The 24,082-nt window shown below is 36.9% G+C and carries 25 protein-coding genes and 1 other annotated feature; of the genes, 5 read left to right on the top strand and 20 right to left on the bottom strand.

Features of this window, described 5'->3' with window-relative positions:
* Window positions 1–85: 85 nt before the first annotated feature.
* From RE409_RS22065 to RE409_RS22130, 14 genes are all read right to left on the bottom strand, one after another.
* Window positions 86–763, bottom strand: coding sequence for a phosphatase PAP2 family protein (locus RE409_RS22065; RefSeq protein WP_201186427.1), 678 nt, complete (start codon window positions 761–763; stop codon window positions 86–88).
* A 296-nt stretch (window positions 764–1,059) separates the two neighbouring features.
* The gene (locus tag RE409_RS22070) at window positions 1,060–2,409 is read right to left on the bottom strand and encodes an amino acid permease (protein WP_053347511.1); all 1,350 of its coding nucleotides are present in this window, start codon (window positions 2,407–2,409) and stop codon (window positions 1,060–1,062) included.
* 58 nt (window positions 2,410–2,467) lie between these two features.
* Window positions 2,468–2,703: a binding site (T-box leader), on the bottom strand.
* 331 nt (window positions 2,704–3,034) lie between these two features.
* Complete coding sequence (locus RE409_RS22075; RefSeq protein ID WP_309558062.1) at window positions 3,035–3,730, bottom strand: cupin-like domain-containing protein; 696 nt, start codon at window positions 3,728–3,730, stop codon at window positions 3,035–3,037.
* A 13-nt stretch (window positions 3,731–3,743) separates the two neighbouring features.
* Window positions 3,744–4,817, bottom strand: a complete 1,074-nt coding sequence (locus RE409_RS22080) for a TldD/PmbA family protein (RefSeq protein ID WP_201223261.1) — start codon at window positions 4,815–4,817, stop codon at window positions 3,744–3,746.
* Window positions 4,814–6,052: a peptide arginase family protein gene (locus RE409_RS22085; RefSeq protein ID WP_201186432.1), complete on the bottom strand. Its 1,239-nt coding sequence runs from the start codon at window positions 6,050–6,052 to the stop codon at window positions 4,814–4,816. The genes RE409_RS22080 and RE409_RS22085 overlap by 4 nt, the downstream gene beginning before the upstream one ends.
* Window positions 6,042–6,836, bottom strand: a complete 795-nt coding sequence (locus RE409_RS22090; protein ID WP_201186433.1) for a hypothetical protein — start codon at window positions 6,834–6,836, stop codon at window positions 6,042–6,044. The genes RE409_RS22085 and RE409_RS22090 overlap by 11 nt, the downstream gene beginning before the upstream one ends.
* Complete coding sequence (locus RE409_RS22095) at window positions 6,821–7,786, bottom strand: multinuclear nonheme iron-dependent oxidase (RefSeq protein ID WP_201186434.1); 966 nt, start codon at window positions 7,784–7,786, stop codon at window positions 6,821–6,823. The genes RE409_RS22090 and RE409_RS22095 overlap by 16 nt, the downstream gene beginning before the upstream one ends.
* A 25-nt stretch (window positions 7,787–7,811) precedes the next feature.
* A complete protein-coding gene (locus tag RE409_RS22100) occupies window positions 7,812–9,698 on the bottom strand; it encodes a B12-binding domain-containing radical SAM protein (protein ID WP_201186435.1) in 1,887 nt (628 codons plus the stop codon).
* A 95-nt stretch (window positions 9,699–9,793) separates the two neighbouring features.
* Window positions 9,794–9,928 carry a hypothetical protein gene (locus tag RE409_RS22105; RefSeq protein ID WP_274607074.1) on the bottom strand — a complete coding sequence of 45 codons (135 nt, stop codon included), beginning with the start codon at window positions 9,926–9,928 and terminating at the stop codon, window positions 9,794–9,796.
* Window positions 9,929–9,983: 55 nt separating this feature from the next.
* Window positions 9,984–10,118 (bottom strand): hypothetical protein, encoded by a 135-nt coding sequence (locus tag RE409_RS22110; RefSeq protein WP_274607074.1) that lies wholly within the window; start codon window positions 10,116–10,118, stop codon window positions 9,984–9,986.
* Window positions 10,119–10,173: 55 nt separating this feature from the next.
* Entirely contained in the window at window positions 10,174–10,308 is a 135-nt protein-coding gene (locus RE409_RS22115; protein ID WP_274607075.1) for a hypothetical protein, read from the bottom strand.
* Between the two features lie 55 nt (window positions 10,309–10,363).
* Entirely contained in the window at window positions 10,364–10,498 is a 135-nt protein-coding gene (locus RE409_RS22120) for a hypothetical protein (RefSeq protein ID WP_274607075.1), read from the bottom strand.
* A gap of 71 nt (window positions 10,499–10,569) precedes the next feature.
* A complete protein-coding gene (locus RE409_RS22125; RefSeq protein WP_309558063.1) occupies window positions 10,570–11,961 on the bottom strand; it encodes an MFS transporter in 1,392 nt (463 codons plus the stop codon).
* 81 nt (window positions 11,962–12,042) lie between these two features.
* Window positions 12,043–12,180: a hypothetical protein gene (locus RE409_RS22130; RefSeq protein WP_201186437.1), complete on the bottom strand. Its 138-nt coding sequence runs from the start codon at window positions 12,178–12,180 to the stop codon at window positions 12,043–12,045.
* Between the two features lie 168 nt (window positions 12,181–12,348).
* Between RE409_RS22130 and RE409_RS22135 the strand changes: the two genes are divergently transcribed.
* Both RE409_RS22135 and RE409_RS22140 read left to right on the top strand, forming a co-directional pair.
* Complete coding sequence (locus RE409_RS22135; protein WP_201186439.1) at window positions 12,349–13,254, top strand: helix-turn-helix domain-containing protein; 906 nt, start codon at window positions 12,349–12,351, stop codon at window positions 13,252–13,254.
* Between the two features lie 595 nt (window positions 13,255–13,849).
* Complete coding sequence (locus RE409_RS22140; RefSeq protein ID WP_201223260.1) at window positions 13,850–15,013, top strand: MFS transporter; 1,164 nt, start codon at window positions 13,850–13,852, stop codon at window positions 15,011–15,013.
* 195 nt (window positions 15,014–15,208) lie between these two features.
* Here the strand turns inward: RE409_RS22140 and RE409_RS22145 are convergent, their stop codons facing one another.
* The 6 genes from RE409_RS22145 to RE409_RS22170 all read right to left on the bottom strand — a co-directional run bounded on the left by RE409_RS22145 (window position 15,209) and on the right by RE409_RS22170 (window position 20,082).
* On the bottom strand, window positions 15,209–15,850 hold the full coding sequence (locus RE409_RS22145; RefSeq protein ID WP_098175634.1) for a response regulator transcription factor: 642 nt from the start codon (window positions 15,848–15,850) through the stop codon (window positions 15,209–15,211).
* Window positions 15,843–16,889: a sensor histidine kinase gene (locus RE409_RS22150; protein WP_053347519.1), complete on the bottom strand. Its 1,047-nt coding sequence runs from the start codon at window positions 16,887–16,889 to the stop codon at window positions 15,843–15,845. The genes RE409_RS22145 and RE409_RS22150 overlap by 8 nt, the downstream gene beginning before the upstream one ends.
* Window positions 16,886–17,632, bottom strand: a complete 747-nt coding sequence (liaF, locus tag RE409_RS22155; RefSeq protein ID WP_201253887.1) for a cell wall-active antibiotics response protein LiaF — start codon at window positions 17,630–17,632, stop codon at window positions 16,886–16,888. The genes RE409_RS22150 and liaF overlap by 4 nt, the downstream gene beginning before the upstream one ends.
* Before the next feature lie 161 nt (window positions 17,633–17,793).
* A complete protein-coding gene (locus RE409_RS22160) occupies window positions 17,794–18,429 on the bottom strand; it encodes a PspA/IM30 family protein (protein WP_201223258.1) in 636 nt (211 codons plus the stop codon).
* 19 nt (window positions 18,430–18,448) lie between these two features.
* Window positions 18,449–18,793 (bottom strand): lmo0954 family membrane protein, encoded by a 345-nt coding sequence (locus tag RE409_RS22165; protein WP_053347522.1) that lies wholly within the window; start codon window positions 18,791–18,793, stop codon window positions 18,449–18,451.
* A 674-nt stretch (window positions 18,794–19,467) separates the two neighbouring features.
* Window positions 19,468–20,082 carry a TetR/AcrR family transcriptional regulator gene (locus RE409_RS22170; RefSeq protein ID WP_098175631.1) on the bottom strand — a complete coding sequence of 205 codons (615 nt, stop codon included), beginning with the start codon at window positions 20,080–20,082 and terminating at the stop codon, window positions 19,468–19,470.
* 167 nt (window positions 20,083–20,249) lie between these two features.
* Here RE409_RS22170 and kynU point away from each other — a divergent pair, with 167 nt between their 5' ends.
* From kynU to kynA, 3 genes are all read left to right on the top strand, one after another.
* A complete protein-coding gene (gene kynU / locus RE409_RS22175) occupies window positions 20,250–21,536 on the top strand; it encodes a kynureninase (protein WP_309558064.1) in 1,287 nt (428 codons plus the stop codon).
* 150 nt (window positions 21,537–21,686) lie between these two features.
* Window positions 21,687–23,108, top strand: coding sequence for an amino acid permease (locus tag RE409_RS22180; RefSeq protein ID WP_201186451.1), 1,422 nt, complete (start codon window positions 21,687–21,689; stop codon window positions 23,106–23,108).
* A 75-nt stretch (window positions 23,109–23,183) separates the two neighbouring features.
* Window positions 23,184–24,029 (top strand): tryptophan 2,3-dioxygenase, encoded by an 846-nt coding sequence (gene kynA / locus RE409_RS22185; RefSeq protein ID WP_201188021.1) that lies wholly within the window; start codon window positions 23,184–23,186, stop codon window positions 24,027–24,029.
* The last annotated feature ends 53 nt before the right edge of the window (window positions 24,030–24,082 follow it).

A 24,082-nucleotide genomic window follows, 5' to 3' on the forward strand; every position in this document is an offset into this window, starting at 1 on the left:
CCACTGTAAGATATACGCTCCTAAGAGCTGGTATCTTACAGTGGCATTTTTCTTGTAAACGGATCAAGGCATTTTCTCAAAATACCTATAGATCCGTATTTTTTATTTCTTTTTTTATTTGTCTCCCTGCATAATGATTGGTCCGATAGGCTGATAGTGCTTGGAACATATACTGTATCGAAACATACACCCCACATGCAAGGAGTATTCCTGCTAGTACATCTAAAACAGCATGCTGTTTCGTAAATAGCGTGGATAAAATAATCAGTGTTCCAAATGCAGTGACACTAGCAAACTCCCATTTATGCTGGTCTTTCCGTTTATACACAACGATCATCATAATAAATGTTGTCAGTACATGAATACTAGGTAAACAGTTAACAGGTTGATCATGACTATAAACAAGTCGAACTAAATTGGCAAAGATATCGTTCCCCACCACTTCTGGACGTGGTACGGTCGTTTGCCAAAAACAATATACAATAAAACAGAGAAGTTTTCCGCTAACCAAACTACCTAATGCAACAAAATAATGCTTGCGGTCAACAAAACAGTAATAAATCATCAATCCATATATATACGGATACCAAAGTAAATAAGGAACGACAAATTCTTTAATGAAGGGAATCTCCCCATCTATTAGAGTCGTAACATCGACAGCATGACCTGTTGATTGATTGATGATCGAGTAAATAGAACTAGTAAGTACCAAAAGTAATAAATAACATACTGGGTGAAAAGAGAAAAGAGTATTGTTTTTCATAGTTCGCTCCGGCTTTCAATATAATGGTTATTTTCCAAAGATTATTATACAACATTTAGCACTCAATTGGACTCATAACATGCTAGATTTAATGATTCCCAGGAACTATTAAATGATATCTTTGACTCTTTCTAATAATAGACCTTCTCATGATAAAAAAAGCCATGGTATGTTAATATATACCATGGCTTAAATAAGTTGCTTTATCCAACTCTCTCATTCGTTCGATAATACTTTTCTTGACCATATGAAACTGGAACTACACTATAAGAGAAAAAGGGTAGCCCCTCTTCCTTCTAGATTTTATTAAAGCGTCTTTTCCATACATAAGTTAAGGTAATAAAGAAGTAGATGCTAAGTGTAATAATCGTTACGATGATGGATGTCGTGAAAATGATTCCAATCAGGATCGTTATTAAAGCGATGATCGCAGCCCAAGTTGTATAAGGGAACCATTTAACCGAATAGGCACTTGTTTTTTCAGGATGTTTTTTACGTGATTTCAGATGAGCTATAGCTATGATTAACCAGATAAATAATACGGTATATCCCAGCGATCCCATTAGGAAATCGAAGGTCTTGCTCCCAGCAAATAAGGAAATCAGTACACCGCCATATAAAGCTGAAGTACACATTAATATTGCGTAAACAGGAACTTTCTTCTTGGATAAACGTGAAAAGATTTTCGGAATGCGACCGTCCACGGCTTGTGTATACAATACGCGAGATGAACCATACAGTCCAGAGTTCATCGATGAAATGATTGCTAGTAGAACAACTGCGTTCATAATATGGTCGGCACCTGGAATCCCTATCATTTGAAAGACCATCACAAACGGACTTTCAGGCACCCCGTTTACTTCGTTCCAAGGAATTAAACTAACGATGATGAAAAATGGAATGATATAGAAAGAAATGATCCTGACCAATGTACTGCGAACGGCTTTTGGAACCACTTTTTCGGGATTTTTCGTTTCAGCTAACGTGACCCCAATAATTTCAGTACCACCATATGAATAGATCACAACAAGCATCGCAGTGATTAAACCTGTTGATCCATTCGGAAAGAAACCACCATGGTCAGTCAAGTTAGAGAAACCGACGGCTGTATGATCACCAAAAGTTACGAGCAGTAACAATAATCCAGCCATGATGAACACAATAATGACGGTAATTTTAATTAACGCAAGCCAGTACTCCGTTTCAGCAAAAACCTTTACCGACAGCAAGTTAATCGCTGTAACTAACACAGAAACAGCTAATGCCAGTATCCAAATTGGATATCCAGGCAGCCAATATTGAATGAAAATCGCTGCAACGACGGATTCTGCCGTTATGTTCAATACCCACATTTTCCAATAAATCCAATCTAGAAAATAGGCAGGATACTTTCCTAGGATCGATTGAACTAAGTCCCTGAATGTTCTTGCACCGCTATTGCGGACCGCCATTTCAGCTAAACCTTGCATAATGAATAATAAGATGATTCCACCAATTAAGTACGCAATAATTACGGATGGGCCTGCCATATCAATGGCTGAACTGCTTCCTTTGAATAAACCTGCTCCAATAGCACCGCCTAATGCCATCATCGTAATATGCCGTGAAGTCATTGTCCTCTGTAAATTTCGTTTGTCCGTTTCCATATCATTACCTCCCAAAATCAAAAAAGGCATATCGTCTCTTCCTTCATAATCAAATGAAGAAAGAGACGATATGCCTTATGCTTACCGCGGTACCACTCTTATTGGTTCTTTTGAACCCTGCTTTAAAAACCTTGTAACGAAGGTTAATCGTTAAAACAAAGAGAATAGGTTTGATCTATTCTTTTGCTTTACCACTCCCAGGCAAGTTCAAAGTATTATTGGACTGCGTTACACCACCCCGCAGCTCTCTTTACCGAATAATTTGCTTTTACTACTCCTGATCTTTGCGTTTTGAAAATTATATCTGAATATTTTTAATAATATCCAATACTATACGGATTCGATGTAAATTTGTCAATAACTTTTTTAAAATAACATTTTAAAAGAAACAAATCTTAGTGAATTGTGGTGAAATAGCTATATAAAATCAGTAAAATACTATTTAAAATTAAGTATGATGTATGTCCTCTGGAGAACTTACGAGTGGCAACAAGGATTCAGAAGGTAAGAGGAAAAACCGCCCGATGGATCCCCTTCTATACCTCTTTATTGTGGTATTATCAAAGGCTTATAGTCTTTAGTAAATACGAGTTTTCATCCTGTACACTTAAAAAGGAATGAAGAATTATTCCTTTTCATCTTTATACCAAAAATTCTCACTAACTGATAAAGAAGTTTTGATGTTTCGAACGGCATGCCACCAATTTTTAGGTGTGTACATTAATTCTCCTGAAAACTGTTCCACAATGTAGGGCTTGGTATATTTGAAATTTGAATCCTCCTTTAAATCCAAATCGAATAAATCATGCTTAAATTCTTTCACATACTCAGTATCATCAGGACTGAAGAAAATCCACTTTTTTTGGCCAAATACTACTGCGTTCCAATTATGTGATTTCTCAAAATCCTGGTGTAGTGGGGTTCCTGTTCCAACCGAACCAAGGAAGATCCATTTTAATTTCTTGTTGTTTTTTGTCTTGATTGTATTATGGTTGAATAGAGATGGGGTTTCAAAATAACTCTCTAAATCCTCATTGCCCATTATGGAAAAAGGCCAGTCACAATACAATTTTTCGGGGTTATCATTTAATATACCAATGAATTTACCAAGTTTTGATTTGTAAAATTTTTTTTCTTGTTCGTATCCTGATTTCCTTATGATTATTTCCCTTTCTCCATAATTTGACTGTAGGTAGTCTGTATCCCAATCCCTAGAAGGCCATAAATCTACTAATCCAGTTATTATCAGTGGCTTTTTACCCGCATAATTTTCTTCAAAATTCATTAGTGATAATTCTTTATAGTGTATCTTTTCTATCAATTCGCTCATCCTTTCAGAGTACGGGATACAATGTTAGATTTTCAAAATGAATATGAGGTGAACCTTGGGTGACGCTAAGATTATTTTCACCATTTTTATTACAACCGAAAACCGGATTAAAAAAAAGCAGTTCCTTGCTAAGGGACTTAATAGCTTTAGCTGAATCAAGTTTGTTTCCTTTAATATCAAATCTTCTAAGTATTTTATTGGTTAATTTCCCATTTTTAATGACCAAACCATATGATGGCCTGATTACAAAATTCAAACCAAGTGATCCCCCACCCCAGGCACCTCTGCAATAAATACCATTTTCGATTCCTGAAATTATCTCCTGTACTTCCATATTGCCAGAATCCAAATAAGTTGTTGACATTCTGGGCATCACAATTGAAGATTTGTCAACGCTTCTTGCATTACAGGAAGATTGTAAACCTAGGAGCTTACAGGTTTTTGCATTATGCAGCAAACCTACGTTTATCCCGTCCTTTATTAAGTGAGTCCTAAATGTTTCATTCTGTTCCGCATCCAATAAATAACTACCATTTTGCCTAGGAATGGTCGGATCATCGAATACGTTAATTTTATATTCTGACCATTTGTATCCCATCGTTATTCCATTTGGCTTTAAATACTCTAGGTAATTATCTGCTTCTAAAGTATGACCAAAACATTCGTGTACATAATGAGATCCAGTCCATGGCTCAAGCACAATTTGTGTTTCAATCTTGCGTTCAAGTTGCTGACCATATAAAGCAGCTTCTATTTCCGCTAAAATAACTTCAAAATGATCCATTAATTCAGTACATGGTGACTTATTAGTTCTTGTTTGCCATAATACTGGAATAATAGATGTTGAAGTCTCTATTAAAATCATTATAAGGATGGAATACTTTAATTCATTACTGCTCAATCCAATACGAAGTTTAAAAGACTTCCAATGTCTTAAGTGATCATAGCTATCACGTTCAATGAATTTTAAACAATGATTTAATTCTTCTTGAAGAAACTTATTCTTTTCATTATCGCACCTTGGTGAAACAACCCCTTCAACAGTTGAATCATATGATATTAAATATTCATTGTTCATGGTTTCGTATCAGCTCGACTAATTATTAATTGCGAAGGATCGTAATGGATCTTGCCATCAAAATCCAGTAATTTCATTCCTAGTTTTGATGCGAATACTTCACCCAATATATAACCCTCTATTCTCATGGGTAATAATTCGATGCACTCTTTTGATAAATAATATCCTTTTTGATACAGCTCCAAACGAAGGCAACAAATTAAACTTAATATTAGGCCATGTGCCTCGATGGTATCCACTATATTTCCAGTTTTACTAAACCAATTTAAAGCCTCTTCATAATTACTATCCTTGAAAAAGTGAATTCCTAAAACATAGGCAGCCCAATATGAATCATCACCTGTTTTAGTCGCTATTTGATAGCAATTCTTAGCAAGCTCAATTTCACCAGATTGGGTATAGAGAATGGATTTCAATTTCCACCCTATTGCTCCTAATGGTTTCAATTCAAAGTTTAAATCATCTATTTCTGCTAGACTCAACTTTTTATTTGATGAAATTTTCTCCATCGTTACCTTAGGGGAAATCTTATCTTCCTTGGAATATACAATTTCCCTCCCCATTTGCCCGGCTATATATTCCCCTATCCACCTGAAACTTTCAGGTAGAAACCCACTTTTGATTGAATAGGTCATTGTTTTCACTTGATTAATGAGGCCTAGATTGTTCAATACATTTAAGGTTTCGTCTATATCATTGGATAAATCATTAGTCTTGGGATCATAAAAATAATCCAAATCAATATCTACAATAACCTGTTCATTAATTATGAATTCTCCCAGATATTCAATAGTCGTGACATGTAACTCAATATTATTTAATTGTACAGAAGCAGAATTTTTCCCATTTCTAAAGCTTGATATGAATTCTTTCCCATGATTTGGCACAAGAGATAAAAGCCCCCAAAGTAATTCACTAAATCCTTTTTCTCCTAACATATGAGGGTATACCCATATAATTTTCCGAAAAAGACCCTCTTGTATTGCGGCGTACAAAAAGTCATCAATTCCATAAGAATATCTTCCATCTTCCCGACAAGGAATATCTTTTTTTAATTCATCAATACACAGACCCTCTTTAATGAACTGACTAATTCTGTTCATTTTTGAATTTTCTATGAACTTTAAATCTAAGTGTTGATCTAAATAAACCAAGGTACTATTCCTAGGAATTTCATTGACCCAATATGAAAATACTTCACTATGTTCCTCATATACATATATTTTATCCATCATTCTTGATTAATCCTAAGTTTAGAATCCAATTTATCTGGTCTTGATTGAACTTTTGTTGGCGGTTTATTTCCCTTGAACCTCCTATTTCTACCATTTCTAATATACTTGGGTGAATGGGGCCCCTAATTAAATTTTTTTCGGTCGCTGCATATAGCCATATAACCTTTTCGGAATCACTAGCTACTTTTTTTCCACTTAGTGCCTCGGATATTTCTTTAGAATATGTTTGATACGCATAGTAAATATGACCATTATTTTTAACAAGGTCACTATCTATTCTAAAAAATGGGTGTTTATTGACTGTTAGTATAGATAAAATGGCATTTAAAAATTCGTGTTTTAATAGTAAATGATTATTATCAGCCGCAAGGATAAACTCTTCGTTTTCAGACAAATAATTGTAAAACGCTTCCTCGATACATGTCCCTTCCCCTGCATAGGGCAATTCCATGTAACACTCGAAATGTTTGGACGCCAGGAACTTATGCATTAGCATCGTTATATCGGTTTCACGGAATTCTAAAGCCTGAAAAACACCGGGAAAAGAAGTTCTTAAACCACCTTTATGTTCAATATTTCCACTCATTAAATTTCTTACAATCGTTGTAGCCGTCGCTACAAGCTCTTCTTTATCTATTGTTTTTATGTGATTTAAATTATCAGCTGATAAATTCAATTCATTAAATTCATCATTTAAAAAGTTATTTCTATACTGGTAATCATATAATAAATTGTAAAGTAACTCGTCTAGTGAATAATTCTTTGGTTTTAAACCATTTGCCATTTTTCAACTGCCTCCTTCATCCTTTGATAATTTTTCTGTGACTTCGGAATTAATATTCCTTCATCTGTATATTTAGGGTCTTCATATGTAATGGCTTTTAAATTAGGGCATAAAGGAAGCAAGTAATCTAAAAGCTGGATTTGTTCATCCATTAAAATTCCATGATGCAGATCTCTGAATTTCCCTTTGATAATTTGACAACCTGAAAGATGCAATTCAAAACAGTTTTCAAAAGGCAATTTTTCTAAACCATTGAACATCTTTTCATTTGTATTCCCTAACAACCATTGATAACTAAGGATATGACCAATGTCTATAGTGATAGGGGAGTTTGTCTCCTCGACCAATGTTCTGAAATAATCAAAGCCATTTATTTCTCCAATAAAGAAGTTAGTACCTTCAGTGAATCCAGGAAACTCAACTGAAACTGGAACAGCCAGTTCAGATTGGTATTCGTTGATGTTCTTTATACAAGCTTCCAATCCTGCTGGTGTCATATATGGTGGTAAGGGGAAAGGGACGGTTTTCCCTTTTATTGACCACAGGCCAAGATCTTCTACAATCCATCTTATGTTATATCTTTCTATAATCTTATTAGTAAATTCTATGATTTCAGATTTTTTGTAATATTCGGTAGCCCCCATATTTAAAATCGTTTGATGGAATGCTCTCGCCTTAAGATGTGGATTGGCTTCGAATAATCTATCATAGGCATCAAAGTAATCCTCGGCTTTTAACACACTTCTATTTTTCGGTTGAAAAGCAAAGAAAATATAGTTAAACTCGTCTTTATAATTTTGAAAAAAGCCTTTCATCTTAGGCGTGATGTCGTCATGGTCCCCTTTGCTGGAAAAACCTATATCTTCCCCCCAAGGTAAATCCATGCCTAAACCAAGTCCAAGCTTTTCCTTTACATTTGGAAATTTTATTTTCTGATAGACTGTGCTCATTAGTCTTTCCTCCCCATAAGTTATTTTATTTAAGGCTAATCACACCTTTTTCGACAAAATACTCTAGGTACTTTTTATCGTCTGCTTTGCTCATTATCAGTGTGTTTCCGAATACTTCTAAGGATTCTGGCACTAAGAAGATTCTTTGCCATACAAAATCCATGATATACGTTTTATCTAACTTAATGATTTTAGTCCATGGGTTTATCAATAAGGTATTTGAAGTGATATCCGGTCCTTCCTTTTTGTATTTATCAGGAGGAAGCTCATCATTCTTTTGTGGGTTGACATTTTTATGCAGTTGCAAGAATCTATTCAGCTTTTCTTCAAACGTTATTCCGTCAGAGTATTGAAATGTAGCGCCCATTCTACCCATCCCATAATTGAGTAATTTGTTCCCTCTTAGATTTTTGCTTGATTGAATATGGATATCAGGATTATTTGTATCTTCATAAATATAAGTACCGGGTTCTAAAACAAGCATTTGCATGACGTCGATGCCAATTTTATCTTGATTTTTAAGTAAAAATTCCTCAGAACATTCAATTTCATCCTCGGTTTCACCAGGTAAGCCACCAATGATAGACATTCGCAGCGTAATGTTGGCATTATGTAAATTATCTATTATCTGTTGATAGTTACTAGAATGCACTCCTTTATCCAAGGAGTCTAAAATCCTTTGAGAATTGGTTTCATAGCCAACAGACATTAAAATACAACCTAAATTACTTAGTTCAAAACAAAATTCAGCGTCTAACAACACATTCTCAAGACGGTTTCGTGTACTGAATTTAATTTCATAACCTCTAGATTTAAGTATTTTGACTGCATTGACGACAAGCCGCAAATTAGTATTCTCATCTATGAAATTAATTCTATTAACCCCATAATTGTTAATGATATCCTCGCACTCGCTTGCTACTTGCCTTGCCGTTTTCTGCTGATAACTTTTTTCTTTTCTTGATCTATTACCATATGAACAAAAAGTACATCGTCCCCAGTAACACCCCACACATGTAATCAAAGACATATGCACTTCTTCATCTAAATAGTTTTTGTACGGTAAATCAGAAAAATCAGGTGGTAAGGCATCGGTGATCCTATATGCAGACTTAGATGGGACATTTTCAACATTTTTTTCATTAAGCCAAACAATATCCGGCACCTCCCCGATTTGGCAATCGTTTTTCAAATACCTGTTTAACATGAATAATGTTTCTTCACCGGCTGATATTCCTAATGAATCCACAAATTGATTTAATCCATTTAGGCTAAAGAAAGATGATTGACGAATCATGATTTGTTGCCCACCCATAATAATGTGGGTATTAGGGGAAAGTTCTCTAATCCACTTGCATATTAAAAGGGAAGGTAATATTTGGCTATAGTAAGCGATAGAAAGCGCGAAGATTTTGGGCTTATCGTTAAGAATTTTTTCTTTGATATTTTCGTATAAAACCTTTGTTGCTATATCACTTTTTTTCCAACTAAAATTCCTTACCGATTCAAGGATTTCTTCCAATGAGGTAATCTCAAGTTTTAAAAATGAATTTACTAGTAGTAGCTCTATGCCTTGTCTCACCAACCGAACGTCATACTTCAATGAATCAGACGATCTTTTCTCAATAAATACATTATTGTAAAGTTGCTTTTGTTCTTTGAATAAGTATTTAGCCATTTCGACTTTATATATCAATTTTAAGTCTTTACTTCCATTTTCATTGATACTCACATATTCAGCTAAACAATCTTCACTAAATAGGGTATGGCATAATTCAATATTTAAATCAATTTGACTTACACTCATTCCCTTGTTTCTCAAAAAACTAGTAATCATAGGTAAACTTAAATAAGGAAAGAGCCTGGCTTCAGTTAGAGGAGGAAAAACTACCATAGCATCTGAATTTTTCATCTAAAGAAATTCTCCTTTTATTTATCCAAAGAGAGTGCTAGTTTTTAAAAAGCTAACACTCTCTTTGAATCACCTTTATGGATTTAGGATCTAACTTATTTTTCTGCGTCCGTCACTGTACTGAAACGGAACGCATGAAATGCACTCCCTACTTCTAGCTCTTTAGCTTCGATTACTTCAAGGTTTTCCACTAGCTTTTCCGCTTGTGTTTTTTCCACTTGCTTAGTCATATGTTTCACCTCCTTAACATTTGTAATGGATTGCCTGTAACTCCTAGGCTCTAATCTATTTTTCTGCGTCCGTCACTGTACTGAAACGGAACGCATGAAATGCACTCCCTACTTCTAGCTCTTTAGCTTCAATTACTTCAAGGTTTTCCACTAGCTTTTCCGCTTGTGTTTTTTCCACCTGCTTAGTCATATGTTTCACCTCCTTAACATTTGTAATGGATTGCCTGTAACTCCTAGGCTTTAATCTATTTTTCTGCGTCCGTCACTGCACTGAAACGGAACGCATGAAATGCACTCCCTACTTCTAGCTCTTTAGCTTCGATTACTTCAAGGTTTTCCACTAGCTTTTCCGCTTGTGTTTTTTCCACTTGCTTAGTCATATGTTTCACCTCCTTAACATTTGTAATGGATTGCCTGTAACTCCTAGGCTTTAATCTATTTTTCTGCGTCCGTCACTGCACTGAAACGGAACGCATGAAATGCACTCCCTACTTCTAGCTCTTTAGCTTCGATTACTTCAAGGTTTTCCACTAGCTTTTCCGCTTGTGTTTTTTCCACTTGCTTAGTCATATGTTTCACCTCCTTAAAATCACTTCAAATCTGTCTCTTCTTGGTATATTTCACTTTCAGATAAACGAGAATTATACTTCTTCTTTCAAAGACAATTTTATATTGCTCTTTAGAAGCCTTTTATCATAAACGACTGTTCCTATAGCCACCAAATATAATCCTATACAAATGATTAACACGTATGAAAAACCAACTTGGGAAAATTCACCTTGGTCAGTACCATAGTCCAGAAAAGTGTTGAATACCCCCGCAGCGAAAGCCCCAGTTCCAAACTGTACCATCTGGAACAAACCCATATAAACCCCTGTTTCTTCCTCAGGAACGGACAACATAGCAATTTTATTTTGTGTGGGCATGGAAATGACACCGGCCAATCCAAAAAGGAGAAATGCAAATATAAAGAAAATTAAGCTGCCATTAAACATTGTCAAAGTAAGGTTTACCATTCCAATTATGGAAATCGAAATAGATAAAAGTAAAAGGTTTCTATTGTCTTTTAAATCTGCAAGTTTACCGGCATACCCAGATAACAAAACCGCCAGTATCGAATCTGCCATAATGATATAGCCAACAATATCTGGTTGAATATTGTGTACATCCCGCATGTAACTTGGAATGTAAAGCACTATTACATTTGTGATGAGAAAAAGAACGAATATTCTTATGATTGAAGAGATAAAAATGGTGTTTTTTATTGCCTTTCTTGGAAGCAAAGAAGTATTTCCGTGGTTTGCCCGTTCATAAAATATAAATAAAATTAAACTCAATATCGTAACAACAATAGAAAGCGACCGTGCCACTACACTAATATCATCATTGAATATGAATTGAAAACTGATTACCATAACTAGTAAAGCCAAACTGTTTTTTAAAGGTAAATGAAGGTTTGCCGTGATTCTTTTTTTTGATTTGGGAGTTACCATTAATACAAGAATTAAGGATATGCAACTTATGATAATCAATACTCCAAATATCATTTGCCAAGAGTAATATTTTATTACCAAACCACCAACAGCTGGTCCAATAAGTGTGGCAGTCGCTAAAACTCCGGAAAACCATCCAAAAGCCCACCCTAATTTATTATCCTTAAAACTTTGCCTGATTAATAATACCTGTGCAGGTACTACCATTGCATCTGCAATTGCCTGAAGCGTCTGGTAGAGCAAGAACAAATTCCAATTATTTGTGGTCCCACTAAGAATGGTTGATGTGATGAATAGCGATAGGCCAAATATCAACAATTTTCTTGCGCCTAATACATCCGCCACTTTACCAAAAAGCGGAATGAGAAATGCGAAAAAAGAAAAGAATAGAATATTTCTAATTTGAAGCGTGGAATAAGAAATATTAAAATAGTCTACAAGATTAGGGAATGCAATCGTCAACATGGACGTAGACATCACACTAGCTATAACACATGAAGAAATGGTTATAATCAATAATTGATCCTTATTTATTTTCATATATATAATCCTTTTTTTATTTATTTTATTTAAATTACCCTTTAGGCATCTTCCTTTTTTAACATAGGTTCATATTGGTATTTAAATCTTTTCATGCTGATTCGGCAGATCATTTATTGTAGGCCGATCATCTACAGCCAATTTGACGCTTGAATCGAATTGTAAAACCATTGCTAGCATTAATAGAATGGAGAACCCAGATACTAATATTTTTTTCATATACCTTAACCTCCCGATATTGATTGATACAACTAGTATAAACCATCCAAATATGGTACATTTTTCTTGCGTGACTGCTACAGGGTATTTTTTTCGATATATTTTTGGTGTTTCCAATGAAATACATAAAAAAATATAAAAGTATTTATATTTTTAGGAGTTGATAAAATGGATGCAAGTATTCCTTTTAAGCTTGGAAATGTTCTCTACACTTTAAGAAAAAGGTCAGGTATAACACAAAAAGTTATGGCAGAGGGAATCATTACTCAAGCACAACTAAGCAACATAGAGAAGGGGAAAGTCATTCCATTAGCGACTACTTTATATGAGCTCTCATTACGTTTAGGTATCAGCATTGAAGATATACTTTTAGAAACTTATTCAGACCGAATGGAATATAGTGAGGAAGTGAAATCTCAAGTAAGGGTTTCAATTAGAAATAGAGAGTATCGGCAGGTAAAACGGATTCTCGAAGCAGAACAATACCATGCAGATTTCCAGTCATCTATCAATAAACAATTCATCCTCTGGCATTTGGGGATCGTAGCATATTATTGTGATAGTGATATATTGAAATCCCTAGATTTTTTAGATCGAGCCTTAGACTTATCTACTCATTTTCATATTTTTTCTGCTCAAAAAATAGAAATTTTGAATAGCAAAGCCATTATTTATAACGAAATTACTGAATATAAAAAGTCAATTGCCACTTACGAAGATGCCCTTAAGCAATTTCAACAACTTCCAAAAACTTCAATGAATTATAGAATTAAAGTCCGGATTCATTACGGATTGACAAAATCCTTACATAAGGACGCACAATATTATGAATCTATAAAAATTTGCTCTGACGCTATTCAAATTTTAACCCGGGAAGAATCTATGTACCTATTGGGAGAAGTTTTATATCAACGTGCCCAATCCTTGCAGTCAATGAACAACATGGAAAGTGCCACAAAAGGGTATGAAGAGGCAAGGAATATATTCTTATTGCAGCAGAATTACGAATTTGAGAAAGTCGTTCAGGAAAGACTCTATGAGATAAAGAAATCTCTTAAAGTGTATAAAGATTGAAGAATTCACATAGCAACACAATGCTGTACTTTTTTGGTTAGTATAATGTCACTGATATATTCTAGTTAAGTCCTTTACAATAATTTTTTTAGAGAATGTGTCCTTCTTGGAACGTAAAAAGACTGCATATCATTATTACCGATAATCAAGCACGAGAGTTAAGGGAAAACGGTTATGGCATATCAAAAGGAAAGCATTCAATTCAAACTGGAAATTTCCATCTAAAAAAAGACTTTTATATTTTCAATCAAAAATAGCCAAGATTTATCGAGGTACACAAAAATCAATAACCCGTACTAAAAAAATCCCAAGAAACCACCTTTTTCAAACCATTCAACTAGACGTCATGAACAGGACTAACAAAAGAAACCTAGCTCATTCAAGCTGGAAAGCAAAGGATAGCATAGGGGAATTCCTCGATGTCATTTTGAAAGGCATCTTACCCTCATGGGTCCAGAACCTCTCGAAACCAACTCTATCTGTCTATTTCCATCCATAAAAATAAAATCTATTTTTTCAAAAACTGTCATCAATGTTACAATAACAAAGTTGAAATTAAACCAATCTATAGAACACGTGAGGTATCATACTTTTTATGAAAGCACTACGATTATTAAAAAGTTTTAACTTTTTATATTTTGGACTGCTTGCCATTTTCATTCCGTTTCTCCCAGTCTATCTGGCTGATCAAGGTTTGCGTCCAGCCCAAATCGGATTCATCATTGGTACAGGAGGTTTTGTCACCCTCATTACCCAGCCTTTATGGGGAATGATCAGCGACAAAACGAGGACTATACGTAAAGTCCTGTTGTTACTTATCTTTTTCTCGAGCGTAATCGGATATTTTCTATATGACTCAAGCAGTTATCTTCAACTCATCCTGTTTGCCATGCTGCTATATTTCTTTCTGATGCCGATTGATCCCCTGACGGAAAGCCTCAACTTTACGATTGCGGAAAAATCTGGGATCAGTTATGGTTCCATCCGGACATATGGTGCATTGGGTTATGCGGTCATCTCGCTGATCACTGGCTATGTTATGTCATCTTTCGGAGCAAACAGCCTGGCCTTCCTTTTTGCCGTCATAGGTTTGATCAGTTTCATTGTCAGCTGGATGATGCCTGATGCACCCGTTTCAGGGAAACCTGTCACCTTAAAGAGCCTTAAGCATTTTTTCAGCAATAAAGAGACTCTTCTTTTCCTGTTATTGGTCTTTATCTGTGCTGTTCCAGCAAGGATGAATGATACTTTCCTCGGAGTATATATCCGTGAACTTGGAGGAAGTGCCAAGCTTGTAGGCTTGACCTGGTTCTTAGCAGCAGGAAGTGAAATTGTTGTTTTCGCCTTAAGCTTCTGGTGGTTGCGTAAAGGTAAGGAAATCATTATTATTTCGTTTGCAGCTGCGTTTTTCTTTATTCGTTACTTCGTCTCTGCCTGGATTACCGATCCACATCTATTAGCTTATTTGCAAGTCATGCAGCTATTGACTTTCCCGATCTTCTACTCTGCTGCCATTCAGTACCTGTATCGGATTGTTCCGGTGGAGTGGCGTGCCACAGGCCAGACCGTACTGGCGCTATTGTTCTTTGGAGTTTCGGGAATCATTGCTTCTTATATAGGCGGAGCAATATATGGGGCTTTCGGAGGCAAGACTCTTTACCTGTTCATCTCCTCCATCTCCTTTATAGGAATGGTATTTGCCTTGGTTCTTTATCGGATATATGGCAAGAGGCTCGATACTGCAGAGGAAGCTGTATAATCTGAAAACATAACTGTATAAAAAAGAGCATGTTTTGATTAAACTTAATCAAAACATGCTCTTTTTGCATTCCGTTAGCGAAATAAGGGGCAGCCGTTAACATTAGCATGGAGAAACAAATTAGGGAGTACTTGTTTTGTTCGTCTTGTCTATCATTTTTATAAATCCCTGAAAATTGAAGCCGGTTTTTCAATATCACTCTTCTTCTTGAACGAGCGAATGTTTAAATGCGTAAATCACTGCTTGGGTGCGGTCCTGCACCGCAAGCTTACTTAATATATTGCTAACATGTACTTTGGCTGTTTTCAGGGCTATGTATAGTTCATCCGCAATTTCCTGATTCGTTTTCCCTTGTGTCATCAACAATAAAATTTCCATTTCACGATTTGTCAATTGTTCATGAAGCTGGGTTTTCTGAGGGCGACGTAACTTTTCCATCATTTTCCCGGTCACTTCAGGTTCAAGTACACTTTGCCCTTGAAAGGTGGAACGGACGGCTCTCGCAATCTCGCTCGCCTTTGATGTTTTCAACATATAGCTTGTCGCCCCGGCTTCCAATGCCGGATACACTTTTTCGTCATCTAGGAAGCTTGTCACAATGATGATTTTTGCTTCAGGCCATTTTTCAATAATTCGCTTAGTCGCTTCTATGCCGTCCATTTCTGGCATAACCAAATCCATCAAAATGATATCTGGACGCAACTCCATCGCTAGTTCAACAGCTTTCAAACCATTGTCCGCTTCACCAATCACTTCGATATCTGCCTGTGCGGATAAATAGGCAGATACCCCTATTCTTACCATTTCATGATCATCGACAAATAATACTTTAATCATCATGATCACCTCCTGTATTTAATAATGGGATTTTCACTTCAAGTTGTGTTCCTTTATTCGGAACACTTACCAGTTTCATCGTTCCGCCTAATTCAACAGCCCGTTCATGCATGTTTTGCAGACCATATGATCCGGTTTTCGACTCCTCGACGTTAAAGCCGATGCCATCATCCGTAATCCGTAAAATGATCAACTCATCACGAACGATCAATAGCACTTCAAGCGAGCTCGCTTTTGCATGTCTTAGTGTATTGGAAATCGATTCTTGTAAAATCCGAAACAGATGGTCCTCAATCCCCTTATCCAGAGTAACGGGCTCCATCTTCCAATTTATATCCATCGTCACTTTTTGGGCCAATTCCTCGAGGAGCTCCTTCATTCCTTCCTGCAATGATTTTCCCTTTAACGCAACGGGTCTCAGGTGCAGCAATAAAGCCCTCATCTCGAGCTGAGATTGATGGATCATCTCTTCCACTACCTTGAATTGTTTCATTTCCGTTTTTTCCATATTAGATTGTGACTCTGTAATGGCCGACATGAACATCGAAGCGGCAAACAATTGCTGGCTCACTGAATCATGCAGTTCCCGCGCCAAACGGTTTCGTTCCTGTGAAACAATTTCCTGGATCTGTTTCTCCTGATCAATGGCCTTTTCATTCGCCATTTTTTGAGATAATTTTGTCTGCTCATTGATATGCTTTTGGATCTGATTCATCCGTTCAACCATTTTAGCCATCTCTTGGACTGGATACATTTCCTGCTGCGAAGGTAAGCGGCCTTGTTCAAGTAAATAAAGCCCTTCATCCATCCTTTGCAGCTGCCTCTTCCAAAACATCCCTGAAACGACTCCATAGATCAGCCCTACCGTAATGACCAGACTTGGCAGGAATATGACGAAGGGTAACCCCATGACCACTTTATCCCACAATAATCTCCAGTCAGATAAAGGAAAAACAAAGAAAACCGCTGCCGGCAAGGCAAGGGAAAGGACGAAAGAAACACAAAGGGCACTCAATATCTGACGTGTCAGTATACTCATACCCGCTTCACCTCTAAATCCCCAACTAAGATAGAAGTGATGATATGAACCTTTTGATCCGTTTCATTGAACCCTTCCGTTTGATAGGAATAGATTTGATTAAATACCCTGGATTCAGGCTTATTTTCAAAAATCCGTGCTCTACCTGCAATGACCGAATGATGGACTCTGATTTCAATACCATACGGTACTAGAATTGTGATATTACCAACTATATTTCTGATGGAAATGACAGCGTCGTCTTTCGGTAAAATCGTCCGGCTTAAATCAATAACTGTATCACCGACCCCACCCTGAACATTTACGGAATTCCATTCATATACATGTTCGGACGTTTGTTGATGACCGAACAACCTATTTTGAAATAGATAATTGGTTTTCAATAATCGCTCTTTATTGATCCGCTCTTCGTCAAACCCCTCATTGATTAAAACGGGATTGATCCAATCAGGATTTTTTTTCGATTGATAATAAAGAAGTAATAGATAAATAAGAATTGCTATTAGGAAAAATCTAAAGACGAACATATTCAGGACAGTAATAATAAGAGATATTATTCCTATAAAAAAAAGGATTTTCCCGATTGTCCGTTTTGAAAATTTCCTTCCTAAATAGATAAGTCCAATTGAAAATGCTAGGGAAAAAAGGAGACCTCCACCCTTAAATGAAATCTCTAAAATAAGCAGGACGATTCCGATGAGAAAGATCCAGCCCATATAATCCGTTTTCATTTTGTTCAACATCGGTTCGCCTCCTCTGTAAATTGTCATGATATTCTTAAAAGGCACAGGAACCCGTGCCTTTTAAGAATACCATGAATATATCACGTTCTAACAGACTGTTTTCCCCCACCTTCGATTCCAAGCAGTTGGGGGATAACAGCAAAGCTTTAATAAAAAATCGACTAAGCTTCTTTCTGTTCCATTTCCTTTTCAAGCTGGACAATCCTGGCATCGATAGTATGTCGATTATAATCTGAATGGACTTGATTCTCAATACGATCGATATATTGCTCCATTTCATCAAACTTCGCTATCGGTTTGGCATCGGAGCTACCAGCATTCAAAACCCGATTGATCCGGTGGTTTGCCCGGGCAATATTCTCCCTGCCCATCAGTTCCATTCTCTTAAGATGCATATCCTTGAGCTTATGCTTCATTTCTTCATATTTCCGCTCCAGTTCATCTAACTGAACTTCTGCACTTTTTTGCGCTTCCTTCAAACTTAGCACCCGATCTTCATAGTGCAGGTTTTCCTTTAAGGCGAATTCCATTAAATCAATTTCTCCAGCCTGCTTAGCAATTTCAGCCTGATGTTTACGCTTTTCGGCTAGATTTTGCGCTTGACTATATTCACGAGTAAACTCTTCTTTCAGTAGATATTGACGTTCAACCAGCTTTCCGACCTTCTCTGCCTCCTGCTCACATTGACGCAGATATTGATTTAACATTCCAATTGGATTTTTTTGCTCCTTTTTATCCAACAAGTCGTGAAAATCCGCTGAAATCGTTTGTTTCATTCTTGAAAATAGATTACTCATTCCAATTCCATCCCTTCTCCTAGTTTTTATTTAACTCTTTCCACTCTCTTTCAAAATTCGAGAATGGGTCTGTTTCTTTCGATACAATTTCATCATTTTCATTCCATTTTTTATAGACGAGGTAAAGAACGTAAGCTGCTACTAGTCCTAATATCGCTGGGATATGAGAAACAGCAACTATTAGCACGATAAGGGAGATTGATCCCCAGGCAATTTTGGCTCCTGTCGATTCGGACTTCATGAACTGTTTGAATCCAAAATATAGAATAGCCAAGCAAATCGCCAAGCTGATTAATGGACCCACATTCGCTAGCAAGATAAATAATGCGATCAGCCCTACAATAAATAAACCAAATTTCTTCATTGTTTTCGTCCTCCTTTCCTTGTTTCTATCTTATCTAGTTTTGCAAGTTCGTATAATGAGCCTTAGCTATATTTTTAAGTAAGACTTAAGGCGTAGTGGTACTAAGCCTCACACTAATGAGGGCGTTTTGTTCCTGAATTTGAGAGGTTTACTCGTGAGTTGGGTTGTTTTACTCGTGAGTTTGAGATGTTTACTCGTGAGTTGGGCGTTTTACTCGTAAATTTGGGAGGTTTACTCGTGAGTTTGGAGTTTTACTCATGAGTTGAGAGTTTTACTCGTGAGTTTGGCGTTTTACTCGTGAATTTGGGAGGTTTACTCGTGAATTTGGGAGGTTTACTCGTGAATTTGGCTGCTTTACTCGTGAATTTGGGAGGTTTACTCGTGAGTTTGGAGTTTTACTCATGAGTTGAGAGTTTTACTCGTGAGTTTGGCTGCTTTATTGAATTTGAGAGGTTTACTCGTGAGTTTGGCTGCTTTACTCGTGAATTCAGCTGGTTTTGGTTATAAGTGCTTGTATAAGAAGTTTTCCGATAAGAGGTGTGTAGTGGGAAAGCCTTTAAAGTAGCTGTAAAACCTTGATTAAATAAAATCTTCCGACTGTAAAACCGGAAGATTACTTGACATGCATGCTTTTAGTAAAATATATATTCATTGCTTATTGTCTAAAAATAAAGTTATAGATAAAGACCTTCGACGTAAACAGACGTGATGGTTTTAGCAATTTCTTCGACAGAACTCTGATGTTCGTTTCGGACAATTTCCCAAAGATACATTTCATTTGCGAAAAACCAACCCCTTGCAACAAGCTCATGGTTTAATTCAGCTCTAGCTAGCCCATTTTGCTGTGCATAGGCAACGTCCTTTGAAATTCGCTGTATAAACTTTACACGGATTGCCTTCCATTTATCTGAGATAACAGTTGAAATCCCAATAGCCTGCTCGAAAACTTGCATCATATTGCGTTCAGCCTCTGCCATTTTTAAAAAAGCATTAGCTTGTTTATTTATAATACGTTCTGCTTCGTCCTTCGATTTTGGAAAGAAAGAGGTCTCGGCAATTTCATAAAATTGCTCCATAACATTCTCCATTAATACAATTAAAAGATCCTCTTTTCCTTTAAAATGAACATAGGCCGTTCCATACCCGATGTTTGCCTTTTTGATCATTTGGGAAATAACCGCAGCTTGAAAACCTTCTTCAAGAAATATTTCCTTTGCAGCTTCTAATAACTTTTGACGTGTCATAATTGAGCGCAAATGTCGTTTATCCCCTACTTTACCATTATCCATTCCTATTCCTCCCCTTATCTTCTAGCATAAAGGATTTCAATAAAAATAAAAAACATTTGAATAATTTAATGTTTAAAATTTTCTGAATTAACTTATTGACATCGTGTCATATTCTTTGGTACGATTCTCCTAGAATTATAAGAAAAATAGAATAAGGGAGGATAATTATGCTTTCAAACGGCTTTCAACACACATTAGATTACGCAAAACAAATGGATAAAGAAGATACCCTTCGTTGTTATCGTGAAGAGTTTTATTTAAAGCCAAATTCGATCTATATGGATGGAAACTCATTGGGGCTTCTTTCGAAAAGAGCTGAACGTACTCTTTTGGAATCCTTAGAAGATTGGAAAGAACATGGGATTGATGGATGGACACAAGGGAATCACCCATGGTTTTTCATGGCAGAGAAATTGGGCGCGAAGATTGCCCAATTAGTGGGAGCTTCTCCTGAGGAAGTTATTGTAACAGGCTCGACAACTGTAAACCTGCATCAACTTGTAGCTACTTTTTATAAGCCTGAAGGAATGCGTACAAAAATTTTAGCAGATGAATTAACCTTTCCGACTGATATTTATGCTCTTCAAAGTCAGCTTCGTACACATGGAAACGATCCGGAAACCGATCTCATCCGCGTGAAAAGTCGGGATGGCCGATTTTTAGAAGAGGATGATATTATCGAAGCAATGACCGATGATATTGCTTTAATCATCTTGCCAACAGTACTGTACCGCAGCGGTCAAATATTGGATATGAAACGATTAACTGATGAAGCTCATAAAAGAGGAATATTAATTGGATTTGACGGATGTCATTCTATTGGAGCGATCCCGCATTCATTCAGTGAATGGGATGTTGACTTTGCATATTGGTGCAATTATAAACATTTAAATGGCGGTCCTGGCGGTGTTGGCGGCTTATATGTAAATCGAAAACATTTTGGAACGATGCCTGGATTGGCTGGATGGTTCGGGTCTAGAAAAGATAAACAATTCGATATGGAACATACATTAACACCAGCTGAATCAGCAGGCGCTTATCAAATTGGAACGCCACATGTATTAAGTTGTGCACCTTTGATTGGGTCATTAGAAATGTTTATAGAAGCTGGTATAGAGAATATTAGGGGAAAATCTCTTAAAATTAATCAATATTTAATAGACTTAATTGAACTCGAGTTGAAAGACCTGGGGTTTTTCATTGGAACTCCTAGAGAAGACGTACGTCGCGGAGGTCATGTGAGCCTCGAGCATAAAGAAGCTGCACGCATTTGTAAGGCATTGAAAGAAAACGGTGTGATTCCGGATTTCCGAGCACCAAACATCATTCGTCTTGCTCCAGTTGCACTCTATACTTCCTATGCAGAAGTTTGGGAAGTTGTACAAATTCTCAAAAAAATCATGACAGAAAAACAATATGAAAAATTCAAGAATGAGCGTGAAGTGGTCGCATAACATGGAATTCCACCAGATGAGGCTCATCCCTCTAATGGTTAGTGTCGAATCAGTCGGTTATTATATTCGGTTAGCCTACGCTTAAAGAGGTGGAAACTCACTGCCTATTAGGGTAGGATAAAATCTTTTTGGATAAAAAGGGGATGAACTATGGAGAACAAAAATACTCAATTGAACTTTAAAGATGGGCCAGAGAAAGGGTTAAAACGTGATTTAGAAACAAATCAGCTTTCCATGATCGCGATGGGCTGTGCCATCGGGACAGGGCTATTCCTTGGCAGCGGGCTTGCAATTCAAGCGGCAGGGCCAAGTGTATTGCTCAGCTATGCACTCGGGGCGTTCATTGTTTTGCTGTTGATGGGCTGTTTAGCCGAAATGACGGTTGCCCATCCTACTTCCGGTTCTTTTGGAGCTATTGCTGAAAAGTACATGACTCCTATGGCAGGCTATCTTGTCCGCTATTCCTATTGGATTGGCAATGTTCTGGCAGTTGGGGTTGAAGTAAGTGCAGTCAGCGTGTATATGAATTATTGGTTTCCGACCGTGCCGGGAATCGTATGGATTTTGTTGTTTGCAGGTGTCCTGATTTATGTAAATGCTACCAGCGTGAATACATTCGCTACTTTTGAGTATTGGTTCTCCTTTATTAAAATAAGTGCCATTGTTGGTTTTATTCTCCTTGGAGCCTATGTACTATTCGGTTCATCCGAACAGCCACATATAGGGCCGGAAAACTTTGTGAATGAAGGAGGTTTTTTCCCATTTGGTTTAAAGGGAATGTGGATAGCCGTATTTATTTCTTTATTCAGCTTTCTTGGAACTGAAATGATAGCGGTTACATCAGGAGAAGCAAAAGATCCAGATGCAGCTGTTCCAAAAGCATTGAAAGCGACTGTCTTCCGTTTATCCACCTTCTATGTGTTGACAATTGGAATCATGTTGATGATCGTTCCGTGGAAAACGGCTGGGATCGAGGAGAGTCCATTCGTAAAAGTGATGGAAATCTTGAACATTCCAGGTGCATCCGGGATCATGAACTTTATTATTTTAACGGCTGCTTTATCTGCCATGAATGCTCAGCTCTATGCTTCAACTCGTATGATGTTTTCATTGGCGCGTGGAAAACATGCACCCAGCTTTTTAGGAAACCTAAACAAAAGGGGTGTTCCGGCAAAAGCACTTGCTGTCTCTACAACCGGGATTCTTATTGCTGCAGGCGTTCATGCGTTACTTCCTGGTTCCTCCTATGCATTCATGATGGGAATTTCCATGTTCGGTGCTATGTTCACATGGCTTATCATCTTCATTTCTCATTTGTTTTTCAGGGTGAAATGGGAGAAAACAGGCGGACGCAAATTACCGGTAAGGATGATCGGTTTTCCCTATTTAACGATACTAGGAGCCGTTCTTCTATTTAGCTTAATGATTACGACATGGTTTACAGATTTCAAAATTATGCTTCAATTCGGGATTCCTTGGTTACTATTTTTATCTGTCGCTTATTTTGTTTCGAAAAGAAGAAATAGTAATCATAATGTAGTGGAGGAATCTCTGGAAGAGAAGATAGAATAGAATGACGGAATAACTAGTATGGAGAAATCACAGTTTTTTGAATATGAAAAGTGAGGGGATTGCGGAATGAAGAATATGGATACCAATGAACAAACAATAACTGGTCTAGAGAAAGAAATTCAAACCGATTTTCAAAAATCGATGTCTTACGGAGATTATCTCCACCTTGATAAGATTTTAACTAGTCAACATAGATGTTCCGATCATCATGATGAAATGCTATTTATCGTTATCCATCAAGCGAGTGAATTATGGATGAAGCTCATTTTACATGAGTTGACAGCTGCTACTCAGTGTATACGCCAAAACAATTTGGAACCCTCGTTTAAAATGTTGTCACGCGTTTCGAGAATTCAGCAGCAATTGATTCAGTCATGGAGTGTCCTTTCAACTTTGACACCGGCTGAATACATGGAGTTTAGGGATAAACTAGGACAATCTTCTGGATTCCAATCTTATCAGAATCGTTTGATTGAATTTGCACTAGGTAACAAAAATGTTCATACGCTATCAGTCTATCAACATCAGACAGATCTATACGAGCAAATGCAGCAGGCTCTTCATAAGCCAAGTATTTATGACGCGGCGATTAATGCTCTTGTGGCCCGTGGACTACCTGTTGATCAAGAAGCTATTAATAGGGATTGGTCACAAAGATATGAACCAAATACCAGTGTAGAAGAAGCGTGGCTGACAGTTTACCGCGATGTCGAGCAATATTGGGACTTATATGAGTTGGCCGAGAAGTTAGTGGACATTGGCAATCAACAGCAATTATGGCGTTTTAATCATATGAGTACTGTGGAAAGAATTATTGGTCATAAACAAGGAACTGGTGGATCATCAGGTGTTACGTATTTAAAAAGAGCTCTAGACCAACACTTTTTCCCAGAACTATGGAGTCTAAGAACGAAGCTTTAAGAAGAAATTAAGTACGTTATTCTTTTTGAAAAAGTGGCAAAGAAAGCAATAGC

It is taken from the genome of Peribacillus sp. R9-11 (assembly GCF_031345095.1).
Classification (GTDB): Bacteria; Bacillota; Bacilli; order Bacillales; family DSM-1321; genus Peribacillus; species Peribacillus butanolivorans.

Excerpts from the sequence above, each read along its gene's own strand:
- RE409_RS22085 (WP_201186432.1), bottom strand. The coding sequence starts at position 6,052 with ATGATGGATAAAATATATGTATATGAGGAACATAGTGAAGTATTTTCA.
- RE409_RS22070 (WP_053347511.1), bottom strand. The coding sequence starts at position 2,409 with ATGGAAACGGACAAACGAAATTTACAGAGGACAATGACTTCACGGCAT.
- RE409_RS22180 (WP_201186451.1), top strand. The coding sequence starts at position 21,687 with ATGGAGAACAAAAATACTCAATTGAACTTTAAAGATGGGCCAGAGAAA.
- RE409_RS22135 (WP_201186439.1), top strand. The coding sequence starts at position 12,349 with ATGGATGCAAGTATTCCTTTTAAGCTTGGAAATGTTCTCTACACTTTA.
- RE409_RS22145 (WP_098175634.1), bottom strand. The coding sequence starts at position 15,850 with ATGATTAAAGTATTATTTGTCGATGATCATGAAATGGTAAGAATAGGG.
- RE409_RS22150 (WP_053347519.1), bottom strand. The coding sequence starts at position 16,889 with ATGAGTATACTGACACGTCAGATATTGAGTGCCCTTTGTGTTTCTTTC.
- RE409_RS22165 (WP_053347522.1), bottom strand. The coding sequence starts at position 18,793 with ATGAAGAAATTTGGTTTATTTATTGTAGGGCTGATCGCATTATTTATC.
- RE409_RS22170 (WP_098175631.1), bottom strand. The coding sequence starts at position 20,082 with ATGGATAATGGTAAAGTAGGGGATAAACGACATTTGCGCTCAATTATG.
- RE409_RS22105 (WP_274607074.1), bottom strand. The coding sequence starts at position 9,928 with ATGACTAAGCAAGTGGAAAAAACACAAGCGGAAAAGCTAGTGGAAAAC.
- RE409_RS22160 (WP_201223258.1), bottom strand. The coding sequence starts at position 18,429 with ATGAGTAATCTATTTTCAAGAATGAAACAAACGATTTCAGCGGATTTT.
- RE409_RS22100 (WP_201186435.1), bottom strand. The coding sequence starts at position 9,698 with ATGAAAAATTCAGATGCTATGGTAGTTTTTCCTCCTCTAACTGAAGCC.
- kynA (WP_201188021.1), top strand. The coding sequence starts at position 23,184 with ATGGATACCAATGAACAAACAATAACTGGTCTAGAGAAAGAAATTCAA.
- liaF (WP_201253887.1), bottom strand. The coding sequence starts at position 17,632 with ATGTTGAACAAAATGAAAACGGATTATATGGGCTGGATCTTTCTCATC.
- kynU (WP_309558064.1), top strand. The coding sequence starts at position 20,250 with ATGCTTTCAAACGGCTTTCAACACACATTAGATTACGCAAAACAAATG.
- RE409_RS22125 (WP_309558063.1), bottom strand. The coding sequence starts at position 11,961 with ATGAAAATAAATAAGGATCAATTATTGATTATAACCATTTCTTCATGT.
- RE409_RS22130 (WP_201186437.1), bottom strand. The coding sequence starts at position 12,180 with ATGAAAAAAATATTAGTATCTGGGTTCTCCATTCTATTAATGCTAGCA.
- RE409_RS22140 (WP_201223260.1), top strand. The coding sequence starts at position 13,850 with ATGAAAGCACTACGATTATTAAAAAGTTTTAACTTTTTATATTTTGGA.
- RE409_RS22110 (WP_274607074.1), bottom strand. The coding sequence starts at position 10,118 with ATGACTAAGCAGGTGGAAAAAACACAAGCGGAAAAGCTAGTGGAAAAC.
- RE409_RS22080 (WP_201223261.1), bottom strand. The coding sequence starts at position 4,817 with ATGAACAATGAATATTTAATATCATATGATTCAACTGTTGAAGGGGTT.
- RE409_RS22115 (WP_274607075.1), bottom strand. The coding sequence starts at position 10,308 with ATGACTAAGCAAGTGGAAAAAACACAAGCGGAAAAGCTAGTGGAAAAC.
- RE409_RS22065 (WP_201186427.1), bottom strand. The coding sequence starts at position 763 with ATGAAAAACAATACTCTTTTCTCTTTTCACCCAGTATGTTATTTATTA.
- RE409_RS22120 (WP_274607075.1), bottom strand. The coding sequence starts at position 10,498 with ATGACTAAGCAAGTGGAAAAAACACAAGCGGAAAAGCTAGTGGAAAAC.
- RE409_RS22095 (WP_201186434.1), bottom strand. The coding sequence starts at position 7,786 with ATGAGCACAGTCTATCAGAAAATAAAATTTCCAAATGTAAAGGAAAAG.
- RE409_RS22090 (WP_201186433.1), bottom strand. The coding sequence starts at position 6,836 with ATGGCAAATGGTTTAAAACCAAAGAATTATTCACTAGACGAGTTACTT.